This is a genomic window from Microbacterium insulae (assembly GCF_042677065.1).
Lineage (GTDB): Bacteria > Actinomycetota > Actinomycetes > Actinomycetales > Microbacteriaceae > Microbacterium > Microbacterium insulae.
The window spans coordinates 706269-724330 of sequence record NZ_JBHTII010000002.1 but is presented as its reverse complement, the minus strand read 5'-3'; the positions used below and the strand labels follow the sequence as shown (position 1 = coordinate 724330).

At 71.0% G+C, this 18062-nt stretch carries 20 protein-coding genes and 1 tRNA gene; 15 read left to right on the top strand and 6 right to left on the bottom strand.

Annotation, left to right across the window (positions count from 1 at the left end; translation table 11 throughout):
- Nucleotides 1–7 precede the first annotated feature (7 nt).
- Nucleotides 8–700, bottom strand: a complete 693-nt coding sequence (locus tag ACFQ0P_RS16140) for a phosphocholine cytidylyltransferase family protein (protein WP_204979656.1) — start codon at nucleotides 698–700, stop codon at nucleotides 8–10.
- A 193-nt stretch (nucleotides 701–893) separates the two neighbouring features.
- On the opposite strand from ACFQ0P_RS16140, the gene ACFQ0P_RS16135 reads away from it, so the two are divergent.
- The 3 genes from ACFQ0P_RS16135 to ACFQ0P_RS16125 are packed head-to-tail and all read left to right on the top strand — an operon-like array spanning nucleotide 894 to nucleotide 3992.
- The gene (locus ACFQ0P_RS16135; protein WP_378772852.1) at nucleotides 894–2138 is read left to right on the top strand and encodes an ABC transporter ATP-binding protein; all 1245 of its coding nucleotides are present in this window, start codon (nucleotides 894–896) and stop codon (nucleotides 2136–2138) included.
- A complete protein-coding gene (locus tag ACFQ0P_RS16130) occupies nucleotides 2114–3682 on the top strand; it encodes a hypothetical protein (RefSeq protein WP_204979655.1) in 1569 nt (522 codons plus the stop codon). Before ACFQ0P_RS16135 ends, ACFQ0P_RS16130 begins: the two co-directional genes overlap by 25 nt.
- A gap of 43 nt (nucleotides 3683–3725) precedes the next feature.
- Complete coding sequence (locus ACFQ0P_RS16125) at nucleotides 3726–3992, top strand: DUF3039 domain-containing protein (protein WP_204979653.1); 267 nt, start codon at nucleotides 3726–3728, stop codon at nucleotides 3990–3992.
- Here ACFQ0P_RS16125 and ACFQ0P_RS16120 read toward each other — a convergent pair.
- The gene (locus ACFQ0P_RS16120; protein WP_204979651.1) at nucleotides 3978–5327 is read right to left on the bottom strand and encodes a nicotinate phosphoribosyltransferase; all 1350 of its coding nucleotides are present in this window, start codon (nucleotides 5325–5327) and stop codon (nucleotides 3978–3980) included. The genes ACFQ0P_RS16125 and ACFQ0P_RS16120 overlap by 15 nt on opposite strands.
- 40 nt (nucleotides 5328–5367) lie before the next feature.
- Between ACFQ0P_RS16120 and murI the strand changes: the two genes are divergently transcribed.
- From murI to ACFQ0P_RS16100, 4 genes are all read left to right on the top strand, one after another.
- Nucleotides 5368–6195: a glutamate racemase gene (murI, locus tag ACFQ0P_RS16115; protein WP_204979649.1), complete on the top strand. Its 828-nt coding sequence runs from the start codon at nucleotides 5368–5370 to the stop codon at nucleotides 6193–6195.
- A 35-nt stretch (nucleotides 6196–6230) separates the two neighbouring features.
- On the top strand, nucleotides 6231–6986 hold the full coding sequence (gene rph / locus ACFQ0P_RS16110; protein ID WP_204979647.1) for a ribonuclease PH: 756 nt from the start codon (nucleotides 6231–6233) through the stop codon (nucleotides 6984–6986).
- The gene (gene rdgB, locus ACFQ0P_RS16105; protein ID WP_204979645.1) at nucleotides 6983–7615 is read left to right on the top strand and encodes an RdgB/HAM1 family non-canonical purine NTP pyrophosphatase; all 633 of its coding nucleotides are present in this window, start codon (nucleotides 6983–6985) and stop codon (nucleotides 7613–7615) included. The genes rph and rdgB overlap by 4 nt, the downstream gene beginning before the upstream one ends.
- A gap of 81 nt (nucleotides 7616–7696) precedes the next feature.
- A complete protein-coding gene (locus ACFQ0P_RS16100; protein WP_204979644.1) occupies nucleotides 7697–8611 on the top strand; it encodes a cation diffusion facilitator family transporter in 915 nt (304 codons plus the stop codon).
- 2 nt (nucleotides 8612–8613) lie between these two features.
- Here ACFQ0P_RS16100 and ACFQ0P_RS16095 read toward each other — a convergent pair whose 3' ends face one another.
- Nucleotides 8614–11124 (bottom strand): ATP-dependent DNA ligase, encoded by a 2511-nt coding sequence (locus ACFQ0P_RS16095; RefSeq protein WP_204979642.1) that lies wholly within the window; start codon nucleotides 11122–11124, stop codon nucleotides 8614–8616.
- Nucleotides 11125–11170: 46 nt separating this feature from the next.
- On the opposite strand from ACFQ0P_RS16095, the gene ku reads away from it, so the two are divergent.
- On the top strand, nucleotides 11171–12124 hold the full coding sequence (ku, locus tag ACFQ0P_RS16090; protein ID WP_204979640.1) for a non-homologous end joining protein Ku: 954 nt from the start codon (nucleotides 11171–11173) through the stop codon (nucleotides 12122–12124).
- A gap of 15 nt (nucleotides 12125–12139) precedes the next feature.
- On the opposite strand, the gene ACFQ0P_RS16085 is transcribed toward ku, so the two are convergent.
- The 3 genes from ACFQ0P_RS16085 to ACFQ0P_RS16075 form a co-directional block, all read right to left on the bottom strand.
- Nucleotides 12140–12940, bottom strand: coding sequence for a DedA family protein (locus tag ACFQ0P_RS16085; protein ID WP_204979634.1), 801 nt, complete (start codon nucleotides 12938–12940; stop codon nucleotides 12140–12142).
- Between the two features lie 55 nt (nucleotides 12941–12995).
- Nucleotides 12996–13077, bottom strand: a tRNA-Leu gene (locus ACFQ0P_RS16080).
- A 71-nt stretch (nucleotides 13078–13148) separates the two neighbouring features.
- Nucleotides 13149–13358, bottom strand: a complete 210-nt coding sequence (locus ACFQ0P_RS16075) for a PLDc N-terminal domain-containing protein (protein ID WP_204979633.1) — start codon at nucleotides 13356–13358, stop codon at nucleotides 13149–13151.
- A gap of 215 nt (nucleotides 13359–13573) precedes the next feature.
- Here ACFQ0P_RS16075 and ACFQ0P_RS16070 point away from each other — a divergent pair, with 215 nt between their 5' ends.
- The 7 genes from ACFQ0P_RS16070 to ACFQ0P_RS16040 are packed head-to-tail and all read left to right on the top strand — an operon-like array spanning nucleotide 13574 to nucleotide 18056.
- Nucleotides 13574–14713, top strand: a complete 1140-nt coding sequence (locus ACFQ0P_RS16070) for a CpaF family protein (RefSeq protein ID WP_378772935.1) — start codon at nucleotides 13574–13576, stop codon at nucleotides 14711–14713.
- Nucleotides 14710–15567, top strand: coding sequence for a type II secretion system F family protein (locus tag ACFQ0P_RS16065; RefSeq protein ID WP_204979632.1), 858 nt, complete (start codon nucleotides 14710–14712; stop codon nucleotides 15565–15567). Before ACFQ0P_RS16070 ends, ACFQ0P_RS16065 begins: the two co-directional genes overlap by 4 nt.
- On the top strand, nucleotides 15567–16493 hold the full coding sequence (locus ACFQ0P_RS16060) for a type II secretion system F family protein (protein ID WP_204981458.1): 927 nt from the start codon (nucleotides 15567–15569) through the stop codon (nucleotides 16491–16493). The genes ACFQ0P_RS16065 and ACFQ0P_RS16060 overlap by 1 nt, the downstream gene beginning before the upstream one ends.
- A 21-nt stretch (nucleotides 16494–16514) precedes the next feature.
- Nucleotides 16515–16718 (top strand): hypothetical protein, encoded by a 204-nt coding sequence (locus ACFQ0P_RS16055; RefSeq protein WP_378772840.1) that lies wholly within the window; start codon nucleotides 16515–16517, stop codon nucleotides 16716–16718.
- A gap of 3 nt (nucleotides 16719–16721) precedes the next feature.
- Nucleotides 16722–17132, top strand: a complete 411-nt coding sequence (locus ACFQ0P_RS16050) for a TadE family protein (protein ID WP_204979630.1) — start codon at nucleotides 16722–16724, stop codon at nucleotides 17130–17132.
- A gap of 37 nt (nucleotides 17133–17169) precedes the next feature.
- Nucleotides 17170–17601, top strand: a complete 432-nt coding sequence (locus tag ACFQ0P_RS16045) for a TadE family protein (protein WP_378772837.1) — start codon at nucleotides 17170–17172, stop codon at nucleotides 17599–17601.
- On the top strand, nucleotides 17598–18056 hold the full coding sequence (locus ACFQ0P_RS16040; RefSeq protein ID WP_204979628.1) for a pilus assembly protein TadG-related protein: 459 nt from the start codon (nucleotides 17598–17600) through the stop codon (nucleotides 18054–18056). The genes ACFQ0P_RS16045 and ACFQ0P_RS16040 overlap by 4 nt, the downstream gene beginning before the upstream one ends.
- Nucleotides 18057–18062 lie beyond the last annotated feature (6 nt).

Below are 18062 nucleotides of genomic sequence, written 5' to 3'. Positions count from 1 at the left end.
CCGAGGGTCAGACGAAGAGGTTAGCCCTCTCGAGGTCCTCAGCGAAGTCCACCTCGACCGCGTACAGGTCGGAGATGTCCAGCGGTGCGATCCGCACGCCGTCTTCGGCGATCGCGAGCTCGAGTCCGCGCTCGAAGTAGTCCTGGTCATCGACGCGGCCGAGCTGCCGGACGAACGCCTTCTTGTCGCGGCTGGAGATGAAGTTGATGCCCACCGCCTCGCCGGCGCCGCCGACGACGGTCTTCGACAGCTCGCGGATGAATCCGTCGCCGCCGACGGTGTACTTGACCTCTTCGTCGCTCACCTTCGAGGTGTTGACCGTCACGAATGACTGGTCGCGCTCGATGAGATCGATCGCGCGGCCGAGCACGCGCGGGTCGAAGACGACGTCGCCGTTCATCCACAGCACGCCGCCCTTGCCGGTCTTCGCGAGTGCGCGCAGCAGGCTCTTGGAGGTGTTGGTCTGGTCGTACCGGTCGTTGTACACGTAATCGACCGTCGGGAATGCCTCGACGATCGTCTCGGCGCGATAGCCGACGACGGTGGTGATCTTCGCGTCGTCGCCGAAGGCCGCCCGGATGTTGTCGTGCTGCTGCTGCATGATGCTGCGACCGTCGCCGAGTTCGGTCAACGGCTTGGGGAGACTCCGGCCGAGCCGCGAGCCCATTCCGGCTGCGAGAATGACGGTCTGAAGGGTCAAGGTCTGCTCCTGAGGTGCGTGATTCACTGTCGGTTCACCGACTCGACACCCCTTCGTGCCGCGTACATGGTAGCGAGGGCACCTGGGAACGCGCAGGATGCTGGGCCGCCGTTGCCGTTTCGTGACATGCGGCGATGTTGGGACGGGGTGTCCCCTGTGCCCGGGCGGTCCGGGGGCTTGATACGTTGGATCGGTGACAGCCTCCCTCCCGGTGCCGAACGACATCGATCCGGAAGAGCCGGAAAGTCACGAGGATGCGTCCGTCGTGGCGCTGTCGACGAGCCCGGCTCCGAGTGATACGGACGCCCCGCGCGAGACCCCCACGGGCGCCGCCGGAACGCCCGCGCGCAAGGCTCCCCGGAAGAAGTCCGCGACCACCACCCCGTCCAAGTCCGACGCGGCGTCGAGGCCGAAGCCCCGATCCAAAACCCCCGCGCCGGAACCGGAAACCCGCCTTTCCGACCTTCAGACGGCGGAACGCGCGGCCGCGGACATCGTCATCCCGCCCCGGCCTCCCCTCCCCGAACCACCGGCCGCGACGCCCGAAGTCGAGCCCGAGCCCGAGCCTCCGGTCGTCGAGCCCGAGCCCGAGCCCCCGGGCGTCGAGCCCGCACCGATCCGCGAGCTCGAGCCCGAGCCCGCCCCCGACCTGATCGTGGCCGCCGCTCCCGCGCTCGAGGGCGATGCTCTCTCCCTTCGCGGCGTGTCCAAGCGCTTCGGAGACGCGATCGCCGTCGACGGCATCGATCTCACGGTGCCGGCGGGCATTTTCTACGGACTGGTCGGCCCGAACGGTGCGGGCAAGACCACCACGCTGTCGATGATCGCCGGGCTCCTCGAACCCGACCGGGGGTCGATCCGCGTCGGACAGGTGGATGCGGCATCCGATCCGGTCGCCGCGAAGCGGCTCATGGGCGTGCTGCCCGACCGCCTGCGCACGTTCGACCGTCTCACGGGGCGTCAGCTGCTCTACTACTACGGCGTGCTGCGCGGACTCGCGCCTGCCGTCGTCGAGAGCCGCACCGCGGATCTCGCGCGCGCCTTCGACCTCGGCGACGCCCTCGGCCGCGTCGTCTCGGACTACTCCGCGGGCATGGTGAAGAAGATCATGCTCGCCGGGGCGCTGATCCACTCGCCGCGCGTACTGGTGCTCGACGAGCCGTTCGAGGCGGTCGATCCGGTCTCGAGCGCGATCATCCTCGACATCCTCTCCACGTACGTGGCGCACGGAGGCACCGTGATCCTGTCGAGCCACGGGATGGAGCTCGTGGAGCGCGTGTGTTCGCGCGTCGCGGTCATCGTCGCCGGCCAGGTCCTCGCCGAGGGCACAGTCGATGAGGTGCGCGGGGAGCTGAGCCTCGAGCAGCGCTTCATCGAACTCGCCGGCGGGCTCAGTGACGTGGAGGGCCTCGAGTGGCTGCACACGTTCTCCGACTGAGGATCGCACTGCTGTTCGGTGCTCTCCGCGGTGATCGTCGACAGGTGGTGCGCTCGGCGCTCGCCCTCGTCGCCGTCGTCGCCGCCACGGCGACGGCATGCTGGGCGCTCCTGACGCTGGCGGATGCCGAGACCTCCGTGGTGCTCGCCGTGACGGTGCTCGGCGGAGCCGCGTTGACCCTCGGGTTCGCCCTCGCCCCGCTCATCGGCGCGGCCGACGATCCGCTCGATCCGCGCCGGTTCGCGGTTCTCGCCCTTCCTCGCCTCCCCCTGACGGCGGTGCTCGCGGTGGCGGGACTGATCAGCGTCCCGATCTTCGCCCTGCTCGCGATCTCCGTCACGGCGGCCCTCGTGTGGGGCGAGCACGGAGTGACGTGGCCCGCGGCGGCCGCGAGTGTGCTCCTGGGGGTCCTCACCTGCACCCTGCTCGCCCGCGTGTGCATGGCGGTCGCCTCGCTCTTCCTGCGAGAGCGCCGCTCGCGGGAACTGTCCGGCCTCTTCCTGCTCGCGATCGTCATCGTGGTGGTCCCGGTCGGCGTCTTCCTCGCCTCGCTCGAGTGGTCCGGCGCCGTGCCCACCCAGCTCGCCGAGGCGGTCGCCGCGCTCGCCCTGACCCCGCTCGGAGCGGCGTGGGGGTTCCCCGGCCTCCTCGCCGCGGGGGAGGACTCGGCGGGACTGTCCCTCTTCGTCGCCGTCGCGACCGTCGGTCTGCTGGCACTGATCTGGATCTGGGTGGTCCGGCGCCTGCTCACGACGACCGAGCGGCCCGCGTCGGTGCGGGAGCGATCGGGACTCGGCTGGTTCGCCGTCGCCCCCGGCACACCGGGCGGCGCCGTGGCCGCGCGAAGCCTCGTCTACTGGTTCCGCGACCGCCGCTATGTCGTGAACGTCCTCGTCATCCCCGTCGCCGCGGTCCTGACCGTGGTCCCTCTCGTCGTGGCCGGCGTGCCTCTCGAGGTGGCGGCCCTGGTGCCGGTGCCGTTCGCCGCCCTGCTGCTGGGGTGGCTGCCGCACAACGATCTGGCGTACGACTCCACGGCGGTGTGGATGCACCTCGCGAGCGGCATGAGGGGAGTCTCGGATCGCGTCGGCCGGCTGGTGCCGGTCCTCCTCGTCGGAGTCCCGCTCCTCGCGATCGCCATCCCGATCGCCGTCTCCCTCCACGGTCGCTGGGCGCTGCTCCCGGCGATGGTCGGCGTGTGTGCGGCGCTGTTCTTCGGCGGGCTGGGCCTGTCCAGCGTCTCGTCCGTGCTCGCGCCCTACGCCGTGTCGCGGCCGGGGGAGAGCCCCTTCCAGCAGCCCCAGCGCACGGGGTCCAGCGGGGCGCTCTCGCAGGGTCTCGTCATGCTCGGCGCCGTTGCCGTCAGCGCGCCGGCGCTGTGGTGCGCGTGGATCGCGCTCACCGTCGACATCGACGCCGCGACGCCCGCGCTGTGGGCGGGACTGTCCGCCGGACTCGGCGTGCTGCTGATCGGGGTGGCCGCGGGATCGATGATCTTCTCGCGTCGTGGCGGACGCCTGATGGAGTTCGCGGAGTCGACGTGAGACCCCGACCCTGCCGGGCCGTGGCGGGCTACACTGGCTCTCCATGAGCACCCCTCTCGAAGGCCCGGATCAGGGCGGCCTGGCCACCCTCGATCGAGAGCTCGAAGAGCTCATCCGCGAAGAGAGCATCGAGCCCGGCGACCACGAGCGTTTCGCGCACTACGTGAAGAAGGACAAGATCCTCGAGTCGGCGCTCACCGGCAAGCCGGTCCGTGCCCTGTGCGGCAAGAAGTGGACGCCCGGTCGAGACCCGGAGAAGTTCCCGGTGTGCCCGACCTGCAAAGAGATCTACGACTCACTGGCCGGCTGACCGCTCGTCCGCCTCGCGATAGACGGTCGGGATGGCGGGATCGGACTTGCTGAGCGCGAGCGCGCGCACGGGCAGCTCCTCACGGGCGTACGCGTGGTGCTCGCGCGCCGCCTGCACCCCCGCGGGCCCTTCGAACGCGGCATCCGGCTCTCCGTCGGTCACGAGCAGCACCTGCAGCGCTCGCGCGTCGGGATGGGATGCCGCGGTGTCGACGGCTTCGAAGCCGTCGGACACCACGATGAGCTCGCTCGTGGCCGTTCCCCGGTCGAGTGTGCGGAACGCGGCTTTGCGCCCGCCCTTCGACCCCTTCTCGGCCGAGGCCTTGGCCACCCCCACCCAGCCGCCGGCGTCGTCCTGCCGTGCGACGAGCTTGTAGACCATTCCGGCGGTGGGGGTTCCCGAGCCGGTGACCACTGAGGTGCCGACGCCGTAGGAGTCGACGGGGGATGCCGCGAGCGCCGCGATCGCGTACTCGTCGAGGTCGCTGGTGACGGTGATCCTCGTCTGCGTCGCGCCGAGCTCGTCCAGCTGTGCGCGCACCTCGCCGGCGACGATGGGGAGGTCTCCGGAGTCGATGCGCACGCCTCCCAGGCCGGTCCCCGCGACACGGATGGCGGTCTCGACTCCCGCGCGCGTGTCGTAGGTGTCCACGAGGAGGGTCGTCCCGGTCCCCAGAGCCTCGACCTGCGAGCGGAACGCCTTCTCCTCCGTGTCGTGGAGCAGCGTCCACGCGTGCGCGGCGGTGCCCATCGTGGGGATGCCCCAACGGCGCCCCGCCTCGAGGTTGCTCGTCGCCGCGAATCCGGCGATGTAGGCGGCCCGTGCCGCGGCGATCGCGGAGGCCTCGCCCGCGCGGCGCGAACCCATCTCGGCGAGCGGGCGGTCGCCCGCGGCGACGCTCATGCGCGCGGCGGCGGTGGCCACGGCCGAGTCGTGGTTGAGCACGCTGAGGGCGAGCGTCTCGAGGACGACGGCCTCGGCGAACGTGCCCTCCACGGTCAGGATGGGGGAGCCGGGGAAGTACAGCTCGCCCTCGCGGTACCCGGTGATCGATCCGGTGAAGCGGTACTCCTCGAGGTAGTCGAGGGTCGCGGCATCCACCACCTTCTCGTCTCGGAGCCAGCGCAGCTCCTCATGCCCGAAGCGGAAGTCCCGGATGAGTCCGAGCAGCCGACCGGTCCCGGCGACCACGCCGAAGCGCCGGCCGCCCGACAGGCGGCGGCCGAAGAGCTCGAAGACGCAGCGGCGCTCGGCGGTGCCGTCCCGCAGCGCGGCGTCGAGCATGGTGAGCTCGTAGCGATCCGTGTGCAGTGCCGTGCTCGGAGACTCGCCCATGCGGGTCAGCCTAGTGATCACTGGCGTAGGCTGGTCGATCGTGAACGACGCTCCCATCGGAATCTTCGACTCCGGTGTCGGCGGGCTCACCGTCGCTCGCGCCGTCTCGGCCCAGCTGCCGCGCGAGACCATCCTCTACATCGGCGACACGGCGCACTCGCCGTACGGCCCGAAGCCCATCGCCGACGTGCGCCGGTACTCCCTCGAGATCCTCGACACCCTCGTCGACGAGGGTGTGAAGATGCTCGTGATCGCCTGCAACACCGCCTCTGCGGCCGTGCTGCGCGACGCGCGGGAGCGCTATGACGTGCCCGTCGTCGAGGTGATCGGCCCCGCCGTGCGGACCGCGATGTCGACGACCCGCAACGGCCGCATCGGCGTCATCGGCACGGCCGGGACGATCTCGTCGGGCGCCTATCAGGACATGCTCGAGGTGAACGAGCGCTTGACCGTGTTCGCGCAGGCCTGCCCGCGGTTCGTCGAGTTCGTCGAAGCCGGCGTGACCGACACGCCCGAAGTGCTCGCCGTGGCCGAGGAGTATCTCGCGCCCCTGCGGCACGCCGGCGTGGACACGCTCGTGCTGGGGTGCACGCACTACCCGTTCCTCGAGGGCGCGATCAGTTACGTCATGGGCCCGGAGGTCTCGCTGGTCTCGAGCGACACCGAGACGGCGAAGGACGTCTACCGGCAGCTCGTCTCCCGCGACCTGCTGGCGGGGGCGGATGCCGCGCCCCGCCATGTCTACGAGGCCACGGGCGACTCCGCCGACGACTTCCTGCGCCTCGCCCACCGCCTGATGGGACGCGAGGTGAGCGACGTCCGGCTCGTCCAGACCGGCGCCATCGACCTCCCGGGCCGCCACAGCTGAACCCCGAACACCCGACACGCACCGAGGAGCCCTGAATGACCGATCTCGTCCGCGCCGACGGCCGATCCGCCGACCAGCTGCGCCCCGTCACCATCGAACGGGGCTGGAGCAGCCAGGCCGAGGGGTCGGCGCTCATCTCGTTCGGGGGCACGAAGGTGCTGTGCACCGCCTCCTTCACGAACGGTGTTCCGCGTTGGCTGACCGGCAAGGGCAAGGGCTGGGTCACCGCTGAATATGCGATGCTCCCGCGGGCGACCAACAGCCGCAACGACCGCGAGAGCGTCAAGGGCAAGATCGGCGGGCGCACGCACGAGATCTCCCGGCTCATCGGGCGCGCGCTCCGTGCCGTGGTGGACACGAAGGCGCTCGGCGAGAACACGATCGTCATCGACTGCGACGTGCTCCAGGCGGACGGCGGCACGCGCACCGCCGCGATCACCGGCGCGTACGTCGCGCTCGCGGACGCGATCGAATGGGGTCGCCGGAAGAAGTTCATCGGCCAGCGCTCCGAGGTGCTGCACGACTCGGTCGCCGCGGTGTCGGTCGGCATCGTCGACGGCGTGCCGCTGCTCGATCTCGCGTACGTCGAGGATGTGCGGGCCGAGACCGACATGAACGTCGTCGTCACGGGACGCGGACTGTTCGTCGAAGTCCAGGGCACGGCGGAAGGCGCACCGTTCGACAAGCGCGAGCTCGACGCGCTCCTCGATCTGGGCGTCGCGGGCTGCGCCTCCCTGCGCGAGCAGCAGGTCACCGCGCTCGCTCCGGCGGAGGGCGACGCGACGTCATGACCGGGATCCGGGAGCAGAGCGAGGCCGCCCGCACGATCGTCCTCGCGACCCACAACCCGCACAAGGTGGAGGAGTTCCAGCACATCGTGGCGCGCACCCGCCCCGACCTCACGGTGATCGCCTACGACGGGCCCGAGCCCGTGGAGGACGGTGTCACCTTCGCCGAGAACGCCCTCATCAAGGCGCGGGCGGCGGCCGAGCACACGGGCCTTCCCGCGATGGCCGACGACTCCGGCATCTGTGTCGACGTCCTCGGCGGAGCGCCCGGCGTCTTCTCCGCGTACTGGGCCGGACACGCCAAGGACGCCGCCGCGAACCGTGGCCTGCTGCTCGATCAGCTCTCGGACATCCGCGATCCCCATCGCACGGCGCAGTTCGTCTCGACGATCGCCCTCGTCGTCCCCGGCGAGGCGTCACGCGAGCAGGTCGTCGAGGGCGTCTGGCCGGGCCGGCTCGCCACGAGTGCCGCGGGGGACGGGGGGTTCGGCTACGACCCCGTGTTCGTCCCCGACGGGCAGCCCGCGGACGCCGAGCGGACCGTGGGAGAGTGGTCCGCTCCCGAGAAGAACGCCGCCTCGCACCGCGCCCGCGCCTTCGAGCAGCTCGTCCCGCTGCTCGAGCGGCTGTGACGCGTCGCGACTGAGAATCAGACTCATTCCCGACTGCCGTCCACGCCCGCGGCCGCGGGTCGACGGGCCTAGCCTGGGATCATGCACGACCACGCCCGCGAGGGAGGAATCCGAGGCGCGAGCAACCGGCGGCTGCTCGCGATCTCGCTCGCCCTCACGGGTGCGGTCATGGTCGTGCAGGTCGTCGGTGCGGTGCTGTCCGGCTCGCTCGCGCTGCTCGCCGATGCGGTGCACATGTTCACGGATGCCGCGGGCCTCGTGATCGCGCTGGTCGCGGCATCCGTCGCCGCCCGCCCGGCGAACGACCGTCGCACGTTCGGATACCAGCGCGCGGAGGTGTTCGGTGCGCTGATCAACGCGGTCGTGCTGATCGCCCTGTCGGTGTGGATCGCGGTCGAGGGCGTGAAGCGGCTCATCGACCCCGGCGAGGTCGAGGTCGCGGGCGCGCTCATGCTCGTCGTGGCGGTCGTGGGGCTCGCCGCCAATGCCGTCGCGATGTGGCTGCTCAGCGCGGCGCAGCGGCGGAGCATGAACGTGCGGGGTGCGTACCTCGAGGTTCTGGGAGACCTCATCGGGTCGGCGGCGGTGATCGTCGCAGCGCTCGTCATCGTCGTGACCGGCTGGGTGCAGGCGGATGCCGTCGCCTCGCTCCTCATCGCCGCGATGATCGTGCCGCGCGCCGTGGGGCTGCTGCGCGAGGTGGTCTCGGTGCTGTCGGAATCGGTGCCGCAGGGGACGCAGGTGCGCGACATCCGACGGCACATCCTGGAGACGCCCGGCGTGGTCGACGTGCACGACGTGCACGTGTGGCAGCTCACGCGCGGGGCGCCCGTGTTCTCGGCGCACGTCGTCGTGGACGACGCGGCGATGGCCGACGGACGTGCCGCGTCGATCCTCAGCCGGCTGCAGTCGTGCCTGGACCAGCACTTCGACGTCGAGCACTCCACCTTCCAGCTCGAGCCCGCCGGACACGTCGAGCACGACGCCCACGCGTAGCGTCAGGCGCGGGTGCTCGCGGCGTCCTCCCGCCGCACGTCCGCGGGAGGCTTGTCCGGTCGCAGGCCGCGCCAGCGCGGATGGCGCAGGATGCCGCCCGGTGTGAACTCGCCGTACTCGACCTCGGCGACGAGTTCGGGACGCACCCAGAGCGCATCGCGCGCGTCGAGCGAGGGGACGCCGATCATCGGGTTCTCGTCGGTCCGCAGCGGCGTCAGCGTGCGCAGCAGCGACGCGAGCGCGCGGTCCGAGAACCCCGTGCCCACTCGTCCGGCGTAGCGGAGCCCCTCGTCGTCGGGGATGCCGACGAGGAGCGATCCGAAGGTGCCGCTGCGCCCGCCCTTGCCGGGTCGGATCCCGGCGATGACGACCTCCTGCGTGCGGGTGTGCTTGACCTTCAGCCACGACTCCGTCCGCGCGCCGCGCACGTAGGGGGCGTGCGGGTCCTTGACCATGACGCCTTCGAGCCGCAGCTGCGCGCTGCTCTCGAGCGCCGCGTCGAGGTCGTCGAACACGGGAGGAACCGTGACGGCGCCGATCGCGTCGACGGAGAGGGTCTCGAGGATGCCGCGGCGCTCGTCGAGCGGAAGCCCGGTGAGGTCGTGGCCGTCATGGGCGAGGACGTCGAACAGGTAGTACCGGACCGGGGTGCGGCGCGCCTCGCGTGCGATGTCTCCCGGGCGCTCGAGGTTCATGCGGGTCTGCAGCAGCGGGAAGCTCGGGCGTCCGTCCGGTTCGAGGGCGACGAGCTCGCCGTCCACGACCGCGGTCTCGGCGCCGAGACCCGCCTCGACGTCGGTGAGTTCGGGGTAGCGGTGGGTGATCTCGTTGCCGCTGCGGGCGTACAGGCGAAGGCGGGAGCCGTCCCACACGCCGACCGCGCGGATCCCGTCCCACTTCCCCTCGACCCACGCAGGCCCGCCCCACCGCGCTGCCGCCTGGGCAGCCAGGGCCGCGGTGGAGTTCGTCGCGAGCATGGGGCGCAGCGCGTCGGCGGCGGGAGGCCAGGACATCTCGGGCGCGGAGGTGGGCGCGCGCGGCGGCGGCGGCGTGCGTGCGGGCTCGTCCGCCTGCGCGCTGGGCTCGACGGGGTCGCCGTCCGGCTGCGGGTGGCCCGCGGCATCCGTCTTCATGCGGTGCAGGAGCCACGACGACTTCTCGCCCTCGCCCTCGGTGCGGATGAGGGCCAGGCGCACACGACCGAGCGGACCGCCCGGCCTGCCCTCGAGCGTCGCGATGATCTCGTCGTCGCGCCACTTCTCGAGCTCGTAGCGGCCGTCGTCCCAGATCGTCACCGTGCCTCCGCCGTACTCGCCGGCCGGGATCGTGCCCTCGAACGTCGCGTACTCCATGGGGTGGTCCTCGGTCATGACGGCGAGGTTGTTGCGCTTGTACGAGTGGGGCACACCGCGCGGGACCGCCCAGCTGACCAGCACGCCGTCGTGCTCCAGCCGGAAGTCCCAGTGGAGGCGGCTGGCGTGATGCTCCTGGATGACGAAGATCGGGAGGTCGGTGTGGGGTGGTCGCCCGAGCGGATTCCCGGGCACCGGTTCGGGAGTCTTGGACGCGCTGCGCTTCGCGATGTACGAGGAGAGCGGGCCCTCCTCGGCCTCGCGGCCTCCTGCGTGGTAGCCGAGGGAGGCCATCGGATCGCCGATGCGCTCCATGCGCTCGAGCACGTCCTCGAAGCGCAGGTGCCGCAGTTCGGGATCGTCGAGCTCTTCCCACGTGCGGGGGGCGGCGACGATCGGCTCGGTCCGCCCGCGCAGCGAATACGGCGCGATGGTCGTCTTGGACCCGTTGTTCTGGCTCCAGTCGATCAGCACCCTGCCCTGCCGCTCGGTCTTCTTCATGCTGCTCACGACGAGGTCGGGGTGGTCCGCCTCGATCGCCCGCGCCAGCTCCTTCGCGATCGCCGACGCGTTCTCGGTGGTCTGGCCGTCGGGCAGGGCGGTGTAGAGATGGATGCCCTTGCTTCCGCTCGTCACCGGGAACGGCTCGAGGCCCATGTCCGAGAGCAGGGTGCGCGCCCATGCCGCGACGGCCGCGCACTCGCGCAGTCCCGTCCCGGGCCCGGGATCGAGATCGAGCACGAGCCGATCCGCGAAGCCCCGTTCGCCGGCCGGCGTGAACCGCCACTGCGGCACGTGGAGTTCGAGACTCGCGACCTGGGCGAGGTAGACGAGGGTCGGCACGTCGCCGACCAGCGGATACGCCTTGGTGCCGGTGGAGTGGGGGATCGGCACCCGCTTCACCCAGGAGGGCGCGCCAGGCTCGAGGTCCTTCGCGAAGAACACCATGCCGGGATCGTCCTCGGTCCCCACTCCCTCCGGCCAGCGCTTGCGGGTCACCGGGCGCCCCACGACGTGCGGGATCAGCAGCGGGGCGATACGCGTGTAGTAGTCGATCACCTCGCCTTTGGTCGTCCCCGTGTCCGGGTAGAGCACCTTGTCGAGGTTCGTGATGCGCAGGCGGCGCCCGCCGATGCTCACCGTGCTCGGACCACCGGACATGGGTTCAGGCTAGCCGTGACAGGCGCGCCCGGTGTGTACTGGGGGGATGAGAGCGATCTGGAAGGGCGCACTGACCTTCGGGCTGGTCAACGTGCCGGTCAAGGTGTATTCGGCGACCGAGGACCACGACGTGTCTCTGCACCAGGTGCACGCGAAGGACGGGGGGCGCATCCGCTATCAGCGGGTGTGCGAGATCGACGGTGAGGTCGTGCCCTACCAGGACATCGACAAGGCGTATGACGACGGCGAGAAGACGGTCGTGCTGACCAAGGAGGACCTCGCCTCGCTGCCCTCCGAGAAGAGCCGCGAGATCGACGTCGTCGAGTTCGTGCCCAGCGATCAGGTCGACCTCCTCACCCTCGACAAGGCGTACTACCTCGAACCCGACTCGGCCTCCCCGAAGGCCTACGTCCTGCTGCGCAAGACGCTCGAGCAGACCGACCGCACGGCGATCGTGCGGTTCTCGCTCCGGCAGAAGACGCGCCTGGCCGCGCTCCGCGTGCGGGGCGACGTTCTCGTGCTGCAGACGCTGCTGTGGGCCGACGAGGTGCGCGAGGCCGCCTTCCCGGCGCTGGATGAGACGGTGCGCATCTCGGCGAAGGAGCTCGAGCTCTCGGCATCCCTCGTCGAAAGCTTCGCGAGCGACTTCGACCCGTCCGAGTTCACCGACGAGTATCAGGCCGAGTTGCGCACGCTGATCGACGCGAAGCTCGAGAAGGGCGACGCGCTCGACACCTCGGAGACGTTCGGCGAGCACGAGGAGGAGGAGTCCGGCGGCGAGGTGATCGACCTCATGGCTGCGCTGCGGGCGAGCGTCGAGCGCTCGCGTGCGGCGCGCGAAGGCAAGAGCTCGGGGACGGATGCTGCGCCCGCGAGCAAGCCGGCGGCCAAGACTGCGACCGAACCGGCCGCGAAGAAGGCGGCGGAGAAGAAGTCCGCCTCGAAGAAGACCGCCGAGAAGAAGCCCGCCGCGAGGAAGAAGACGGCCAAGGCGTCTTGACCGGCGACCGCAGGGTCAGGTGCGCGGAGCGCCGTCCGCCGCGTGACCGCCGTCGTGGTGGCCGGGCTCCGGGCCGCGGTCGAAGACGTCGGCGTCCAGGACGAGCGCCTCGGCCTCCTGATGGTCGGTGACGACGTCCTCACCGGCGGCCGCGGCCTTCTTGGCCTTGCTCCGCTCGCGGAAGTAGTGCCACAGGGTGACGAGGGCGGTGCCGCCGACCGCGACGAGGAGGATGAGGTCGATGTAGTTCTCGACGAAGTCGGCGACCGGGGGGATGAACCCGATGAGGTAGCCGAACATCGTCAGTCCGAAGCCCCAGATCACTGCGCCGATGAAGTTGTAGAGGGTGTACTTCCACTTGTTCATGTGCCCGACGCCGGCGGCGACGGGGGCGAAGGTGCGGACGATGGGGACGAAGCGGGCGAGGATGATCGTGAGGCCGCCGAACCGCTCGAAGAAGGCGTTCGTGCGCTCGACGTTCTTGACGCTGAAGAGCCCGGACTCCTTCTTCTCGAAGACCGACGGACCGCCCTTGTGGCCGATGTAGTAGCCGACCTCGCCGCCGATGAAAGCGGACAGGCCGATGAGCAGCGCGACCCACCACACGCTCAGCCCGAAGACGCCGTTGGGGGCGTAGTCCTGCGGGTGGGAGAGGAGGCCGGCGATGATGAGCAGGGTGTCGCCGGGGAGGAGGAATCCGACCAGGAGGCCCGTTTCGGCGAAGACGATGAAGCACACCACCGCGAGCGCCCACGGGCCGGCCCAGTCGATGATCGCGGCAGGGTCGAGCCAGGGGATCAGGGCGATGGAGTGCAAGGTCGTTTCCCGTCGTTTCGAGGCGGTCGGCGAGGAGTGGTGCAGCGTGGCCGCGTGCGGAAGGTGGGACTTGAACCCACACGCCCGGAGGCACAGGAACCTAAATCCTGCGTGTCTGCCAATTCCACCACTCCCGCGAGTGGCATCAGTCTACTGACGGCGCTGGACGCCGGCTGTGGGGTCTGCCCCCGGCTTCGCCTCCGGGGCCTCAGCGCCGGATTCCGAAGAGGAAGTAGCTCGCCGGCCCGATCCAGTTCACCAGGATGGCCGGGATCCACACCGGCTTCGGTCCGCGGACCTCCGAAGCGTCGCGGTGGGCGAGGTCCCAGAACGCGAGGAACGCGAACACGACCTGAACCAGGCCCACGAGGCCCATCGCGGCCTTGCCTGCCGGGGAGAGTTCTGTCTTGCCGGTCATCGGCTCGTCCTTCCGTCGTCATTCCATCCTGCCTCCTGGAGACGTCGGGCGCATCTGTGCACGGTATTGAACGCGAGAAGAAGAATATGAGTATTCTTTCCTCGGAGTGCGCCTCCTGTGGATAACTTCCGGATGGCGCTTGCCGGGCTTGCCAGGATGCTGACGTGTCCGTTCGTCCCGTCCTTTACGCCCCGTCAGGTCTCGGCGAGCGCTCGATCGCCCGGGCGACGCCCGCCGCTACCGTCGCCGAGCGGGTGCGTGAGCATCTCCGCGCGGAACGCGCCGATCCCGCGCGCGACCCGGAGCTTGCCGCGAAGGTGGTGCGCGCCGAGGTGCGACGGCACAATGACTTCGCGCTGGCGCGGGGTCTCGAGCCCGTCGACGACGAAGCGGCGTGTGTGCGTGAGGTGCTGGCGACGGTCGCCGGGTTCGGGCCGCTGCAGCCGTACTTCGACGACCCGACGGTCGAGGAGCTGTGGATCAACGCTCCCGACCGGATCTTCATCGCACGAGGGGGCGTGCCCGAGCGCACGCCGCTCGCCCTGACCGATGCGGCCGTGAGGGATCTCGTGGAGCGGATGCTGCACTCCACAGGACGCCGGGTCGACTTGAGCCAGCCCTTCGTCGATGCGTCCTTGCCCGACGGCTCGCGTCTCCACGTCGTGATCCCCGACATCACGCGTCGCCACTGGGCGGTGAACGTACGCAAGTTCCTGCCCCATTACCGGGATCTCGACGGGCTGGTGGCCGCCCGGTCCCTGACCGACGACGCTGCCGTCCTGCTCCGCCGCGCGATGGCGAACGGCGCGTCGGTGCTCGTATCCGGGCCGACCCACGCGGGGAAGACGACCCTGCTCGGGGCCCTCATCGCCGCATGCCCGCCGGCGCATCGCATCGTGACCGTGGAGGAGACGTTCGAGCTCGCCGTCGCGGCGCCGGACCTCGTCGCACTCCAGGGCCGGCAGCCGAGTCTCGAGGGAACCGGGGAGGTGTCCCTCCGGCGCCTCGTCAAGGAGGCGCTGCGCATGCGACCCGATCGTCTCGTGATCGGCGAGGTCCGCGACGCCGAAGCGCTCGACCTGGTGCTGGCCCTCAACACGGGGGTGCCGGGGGCCGGGACGATTCACGCCAACTCGGCGCGGGAGGCGCTCGCGAAGCTCGCTGCGCTGCCGCTCCTGGCGGGCCGCAACATCGACGCCGCCTTCGTGCTGCCGGCGGTCGCGGCATCCGTCGATCTCGTCGTGCACTGCGAACGGGACTCATCCGGTCGTCGTCGCGTCGCCGAGATCGTCGAGCCCACCGGCGTCGAGGCGGGTGTGATCACCGCCCGCACGCTGTACGGACGTGCGCCGTGACGTTCGTGTGGGGAGGCGTCCTCGCCGCGGGAGTGCTGTTGGCCGTCTCTCCGTGGCTGTGGCCGGCCTCGTCGCGCCGTCCGCGTGCCGCCCGAGCCGGCGCGCTCGCGCGTCTGCTCGACGCCGCCGGCTTTCCCCGCGTGTCACCCGGCGCGGTCGTCCTCGTGTGCGGATGCTGCGGCGGGGTGGGTGCGTCGGCCGTGTGGCTCGCCACCCAGGTGGGTGCGCTCAGCGTCGTCGCGGCGGCGGCCGCGGCATCCGCACCCCTCGTCTGGCTGCGCGCGCGACGACGCGGACTGCTGCGCCAGCGGCGCGGACTGTGGCCGGACGTATGCGACCTCTTGATCGCGTCGGTGCGCGCGGGGATGTCGCTGCCCGACGCGGTGGCGAGCCTCGCCGACTCGGCTCCGGCGGGTCTACGACCCGCGTTCGCGGGATTCGCGCGGGATGTCGCGGCCTCCGGTCACTTCGACTCCAGTGCGCAGCGGCTCAAGGTCGCCCTCTCGGATCCGGTGGCGGATCGGATCATCGAGACCCTCCGGATGGCTCGACAGGTCGGCGGGACCGAGCTCACGCCCGTTCTGCGGGCGCTCGCCGCTTCGGTGCGCGCAGACGCGGCGCTCCGGGCCGAAGTGGAGTCGCGTCAGTCCTGGATCCGTGGCGCGGCCGTGCTCGGTGTCGCGGCGCCGTGGGTGATCCTCGCCCTGCTGGCGCTGCGGCCCGAGGGTGCTCGCGCCTACGGCAGCCCCGAGGGTGTCGTGCTCGTCCTGGCCGGTGGGGTCGTGTCGTTCGTCGCGTTCCGAGCGATGCTGCGACTCGGGCGCCTGCCGGAACCGCGGCGGTGGTTCGGATGATGTTCGTCGTCGACGATCTCGCGTTCGCGGTTGTTCTCGGCAGCGCATGGGCGGCAGGCGTGTGTCTGGTGCTCTCCCGTGCACCACGATGGGGTGCGCCCTCCCTCGCGCGGCGGATCGCGCCGTACATCCGCGACGTCACCGATCCGCGCGGCGTCGGACTCGCCGTCGCCGGGGTGCCGCGGGATCGCGATGCCGTGTGGCAAGCGATGCAGCGCCGGCTCTCCGAGATCGTGGGAGGTGAGGCATCCATCACGCGACGCCTGCGGCAGGCCGGACGTGGTGACGATGCGGCGGCGTTCCGCGGGCGGCAGCTCGCCTGGGCGGTGGTCGGTCTGGCAATCGGCGGCCTCGTGAGCGTGGCCGGCGTGATGCTCGGGCGAGCATCTCCCTCGCTGGCGGTTCTTCCGGTGCTCATCGCGGTGGGGGCGGCCCTCCTGCCCGACGCGCGTCTCACGCACGCGGCTCGCGCCCGGGTGGCGCGCATCGAGGAGGAGCTGCCGACGGTCCTGGAGTTCCTCGCGCTGTGCCTGTCGGCCGGTGAGGGGATCCGAGATGCGGTGAGACGCGTGAGCGATGTGGGCGCGGGCGATCTCACGCGGGAACTGCGTGCAGCGGTCGTCGAGGTCGGGACGGGGTCATCTCTTCCCGAGGCTCTCGCGGGTCTCTCCGGCCGTCTGGAGATCCCGGCCGTCTCGCGGGCCGTCGATCAGCTCGCTGCGGCCATCGAGCGCGGCGCGCCTCTCGCGCACGTGCTCCACGCGCAGGCGCTCGACGCCCGCGAGGACGCCAAGCGCGCCCTCATCGAGCGGGCCGGCCGCAAGGAGATCTACATGCTCTTCCCGCTCGTGTTCCTGATCCTTCCGCTGAGCGTCCTGTTCGCGGTGTTCCCCGGAGTGTTCATGCTCCGACTCGGCCTCGGCTGAGTCCTGTCCTCGAGGAGAGAAATGATCCGACGTCTGTTCGACCGTGCCGTCGCCCGCCTGCGGGCCGGGAGCATCGGCGTCCACCGCGACGAGCGGGGGGACGTGCCCGGCTGGGTCCTCATCACGCTTATGACCGCGGGGCTGGTCGTCGTGATCTGGGCCCTCGCCGGCCCGGCGCTCGCCTCGCTCTTCCAGCAGGCGATCTCGCGGGTGTCGGGCTTCTGACCCGTGTCCCGCGTCCACGCGAGAGCGACGGCCGCGGCCCGCGGCGACGAGGGGTCGAGCCCCGTCGAGTTCGTCCTGGTCGGGGCGCTGCTGACGTTCGCGACCCTCGCCGTTCTACAGCTCGGTCTCGCCGTGTACGTGAGGAACGTCGTCCACGACGCTGCGGTCGAGGGTGCGCACCACGCGGCACTCGCCGACACGTCTCCCGCCGACGGCCTCGCCCGGTCTCGCGACCTCATCTCCCGCACCGTCGGCGCCGAGTACGCGGCGGATGTCACCGTCCGTGAGACCGCGTCCTTCGGGTACCCGTCCGTCGAGGTGACGGTGCGCACGACGCTTCCCCTCCTCGGCCTGCTCGGCGCCCCCGGCGCACTGGAGGTGAGCGCGCATGCCCCCGTCGAGTCGTTCGACTGAGTCGCCCGGTTCGCGTCGTCGCGGCGCAGAGCCGGACGTGTGTGATCAGGGCTCGGCGGCGCTCGAGTTCATCCTCGTCGGCCTGCTCCTGCTGGTCCCTCTGGTGTACCTCGTCCTCGCACTCGGATCCATCCAGGGCCAGTCGCTCGGCGCCGAGGCGGGCGCTCGCCACGCCGCGCGAGCGATCGCCACCGCCGCCGACGCCCGTGATGCTTCCGAGCGGACGGACCGCGTGATCGGCTCGGTGATCGACGAATACGGCCTGGACCCCGACGCCGTCGAGGTCTCGCTCGAGTGCCGACCCGCAGCCGCGGGATGTCCGGCCGCCGGTGCGACGGTCGTCGTGACGGTGCGGACTACCGTGACGCTCCCGTTCGTGCCCTCTGTGCTCGGGCTCGACCGCATCGCGAGCATCCCGGTCGAAGCGACGGCGGTGCAGAAGGTGTCGCGGGTCTGGGGAAGCGGATGAGCCCCCTCACGCGCAGCGGTGACGCCGCCCGCCGCCCGCCGCACGCGCGCGACGGTGACGAGGGCGGCAGCGTCCTCCTGCTCACCCTCGGATACGCGCTCCTCGCGCTCGCCGTCGTGTTCGTCTGCGTCGACGCGACGAGCCTGTACCTCGCGCAGAAGCGGCTCGACTCCGTGGCGGATGCCGCCGCTCTCGCGGCAGCGGACGGCTTCGTCTTCGATGTCCGAGGCGAGGAGGCGGTCGCCATCCTCACGACGACGAGTGTCCGGGAGCAGGCCGAGGAGCTCGTCGCCGAGGTCGGCGGCGATGCCGTGTTGGTGGATGCCACGACCCCGGACGGCGTCTCGGCCCGGGTGACCGTCGCCGGGTCGTGGCATCCACCGATCTTCGCGCTCTTCGTGCCGGGCGGCGTGGATCTCGAGGCGACCGCCACGAGCCGCACCGCCCTGCGCTGACGGCTC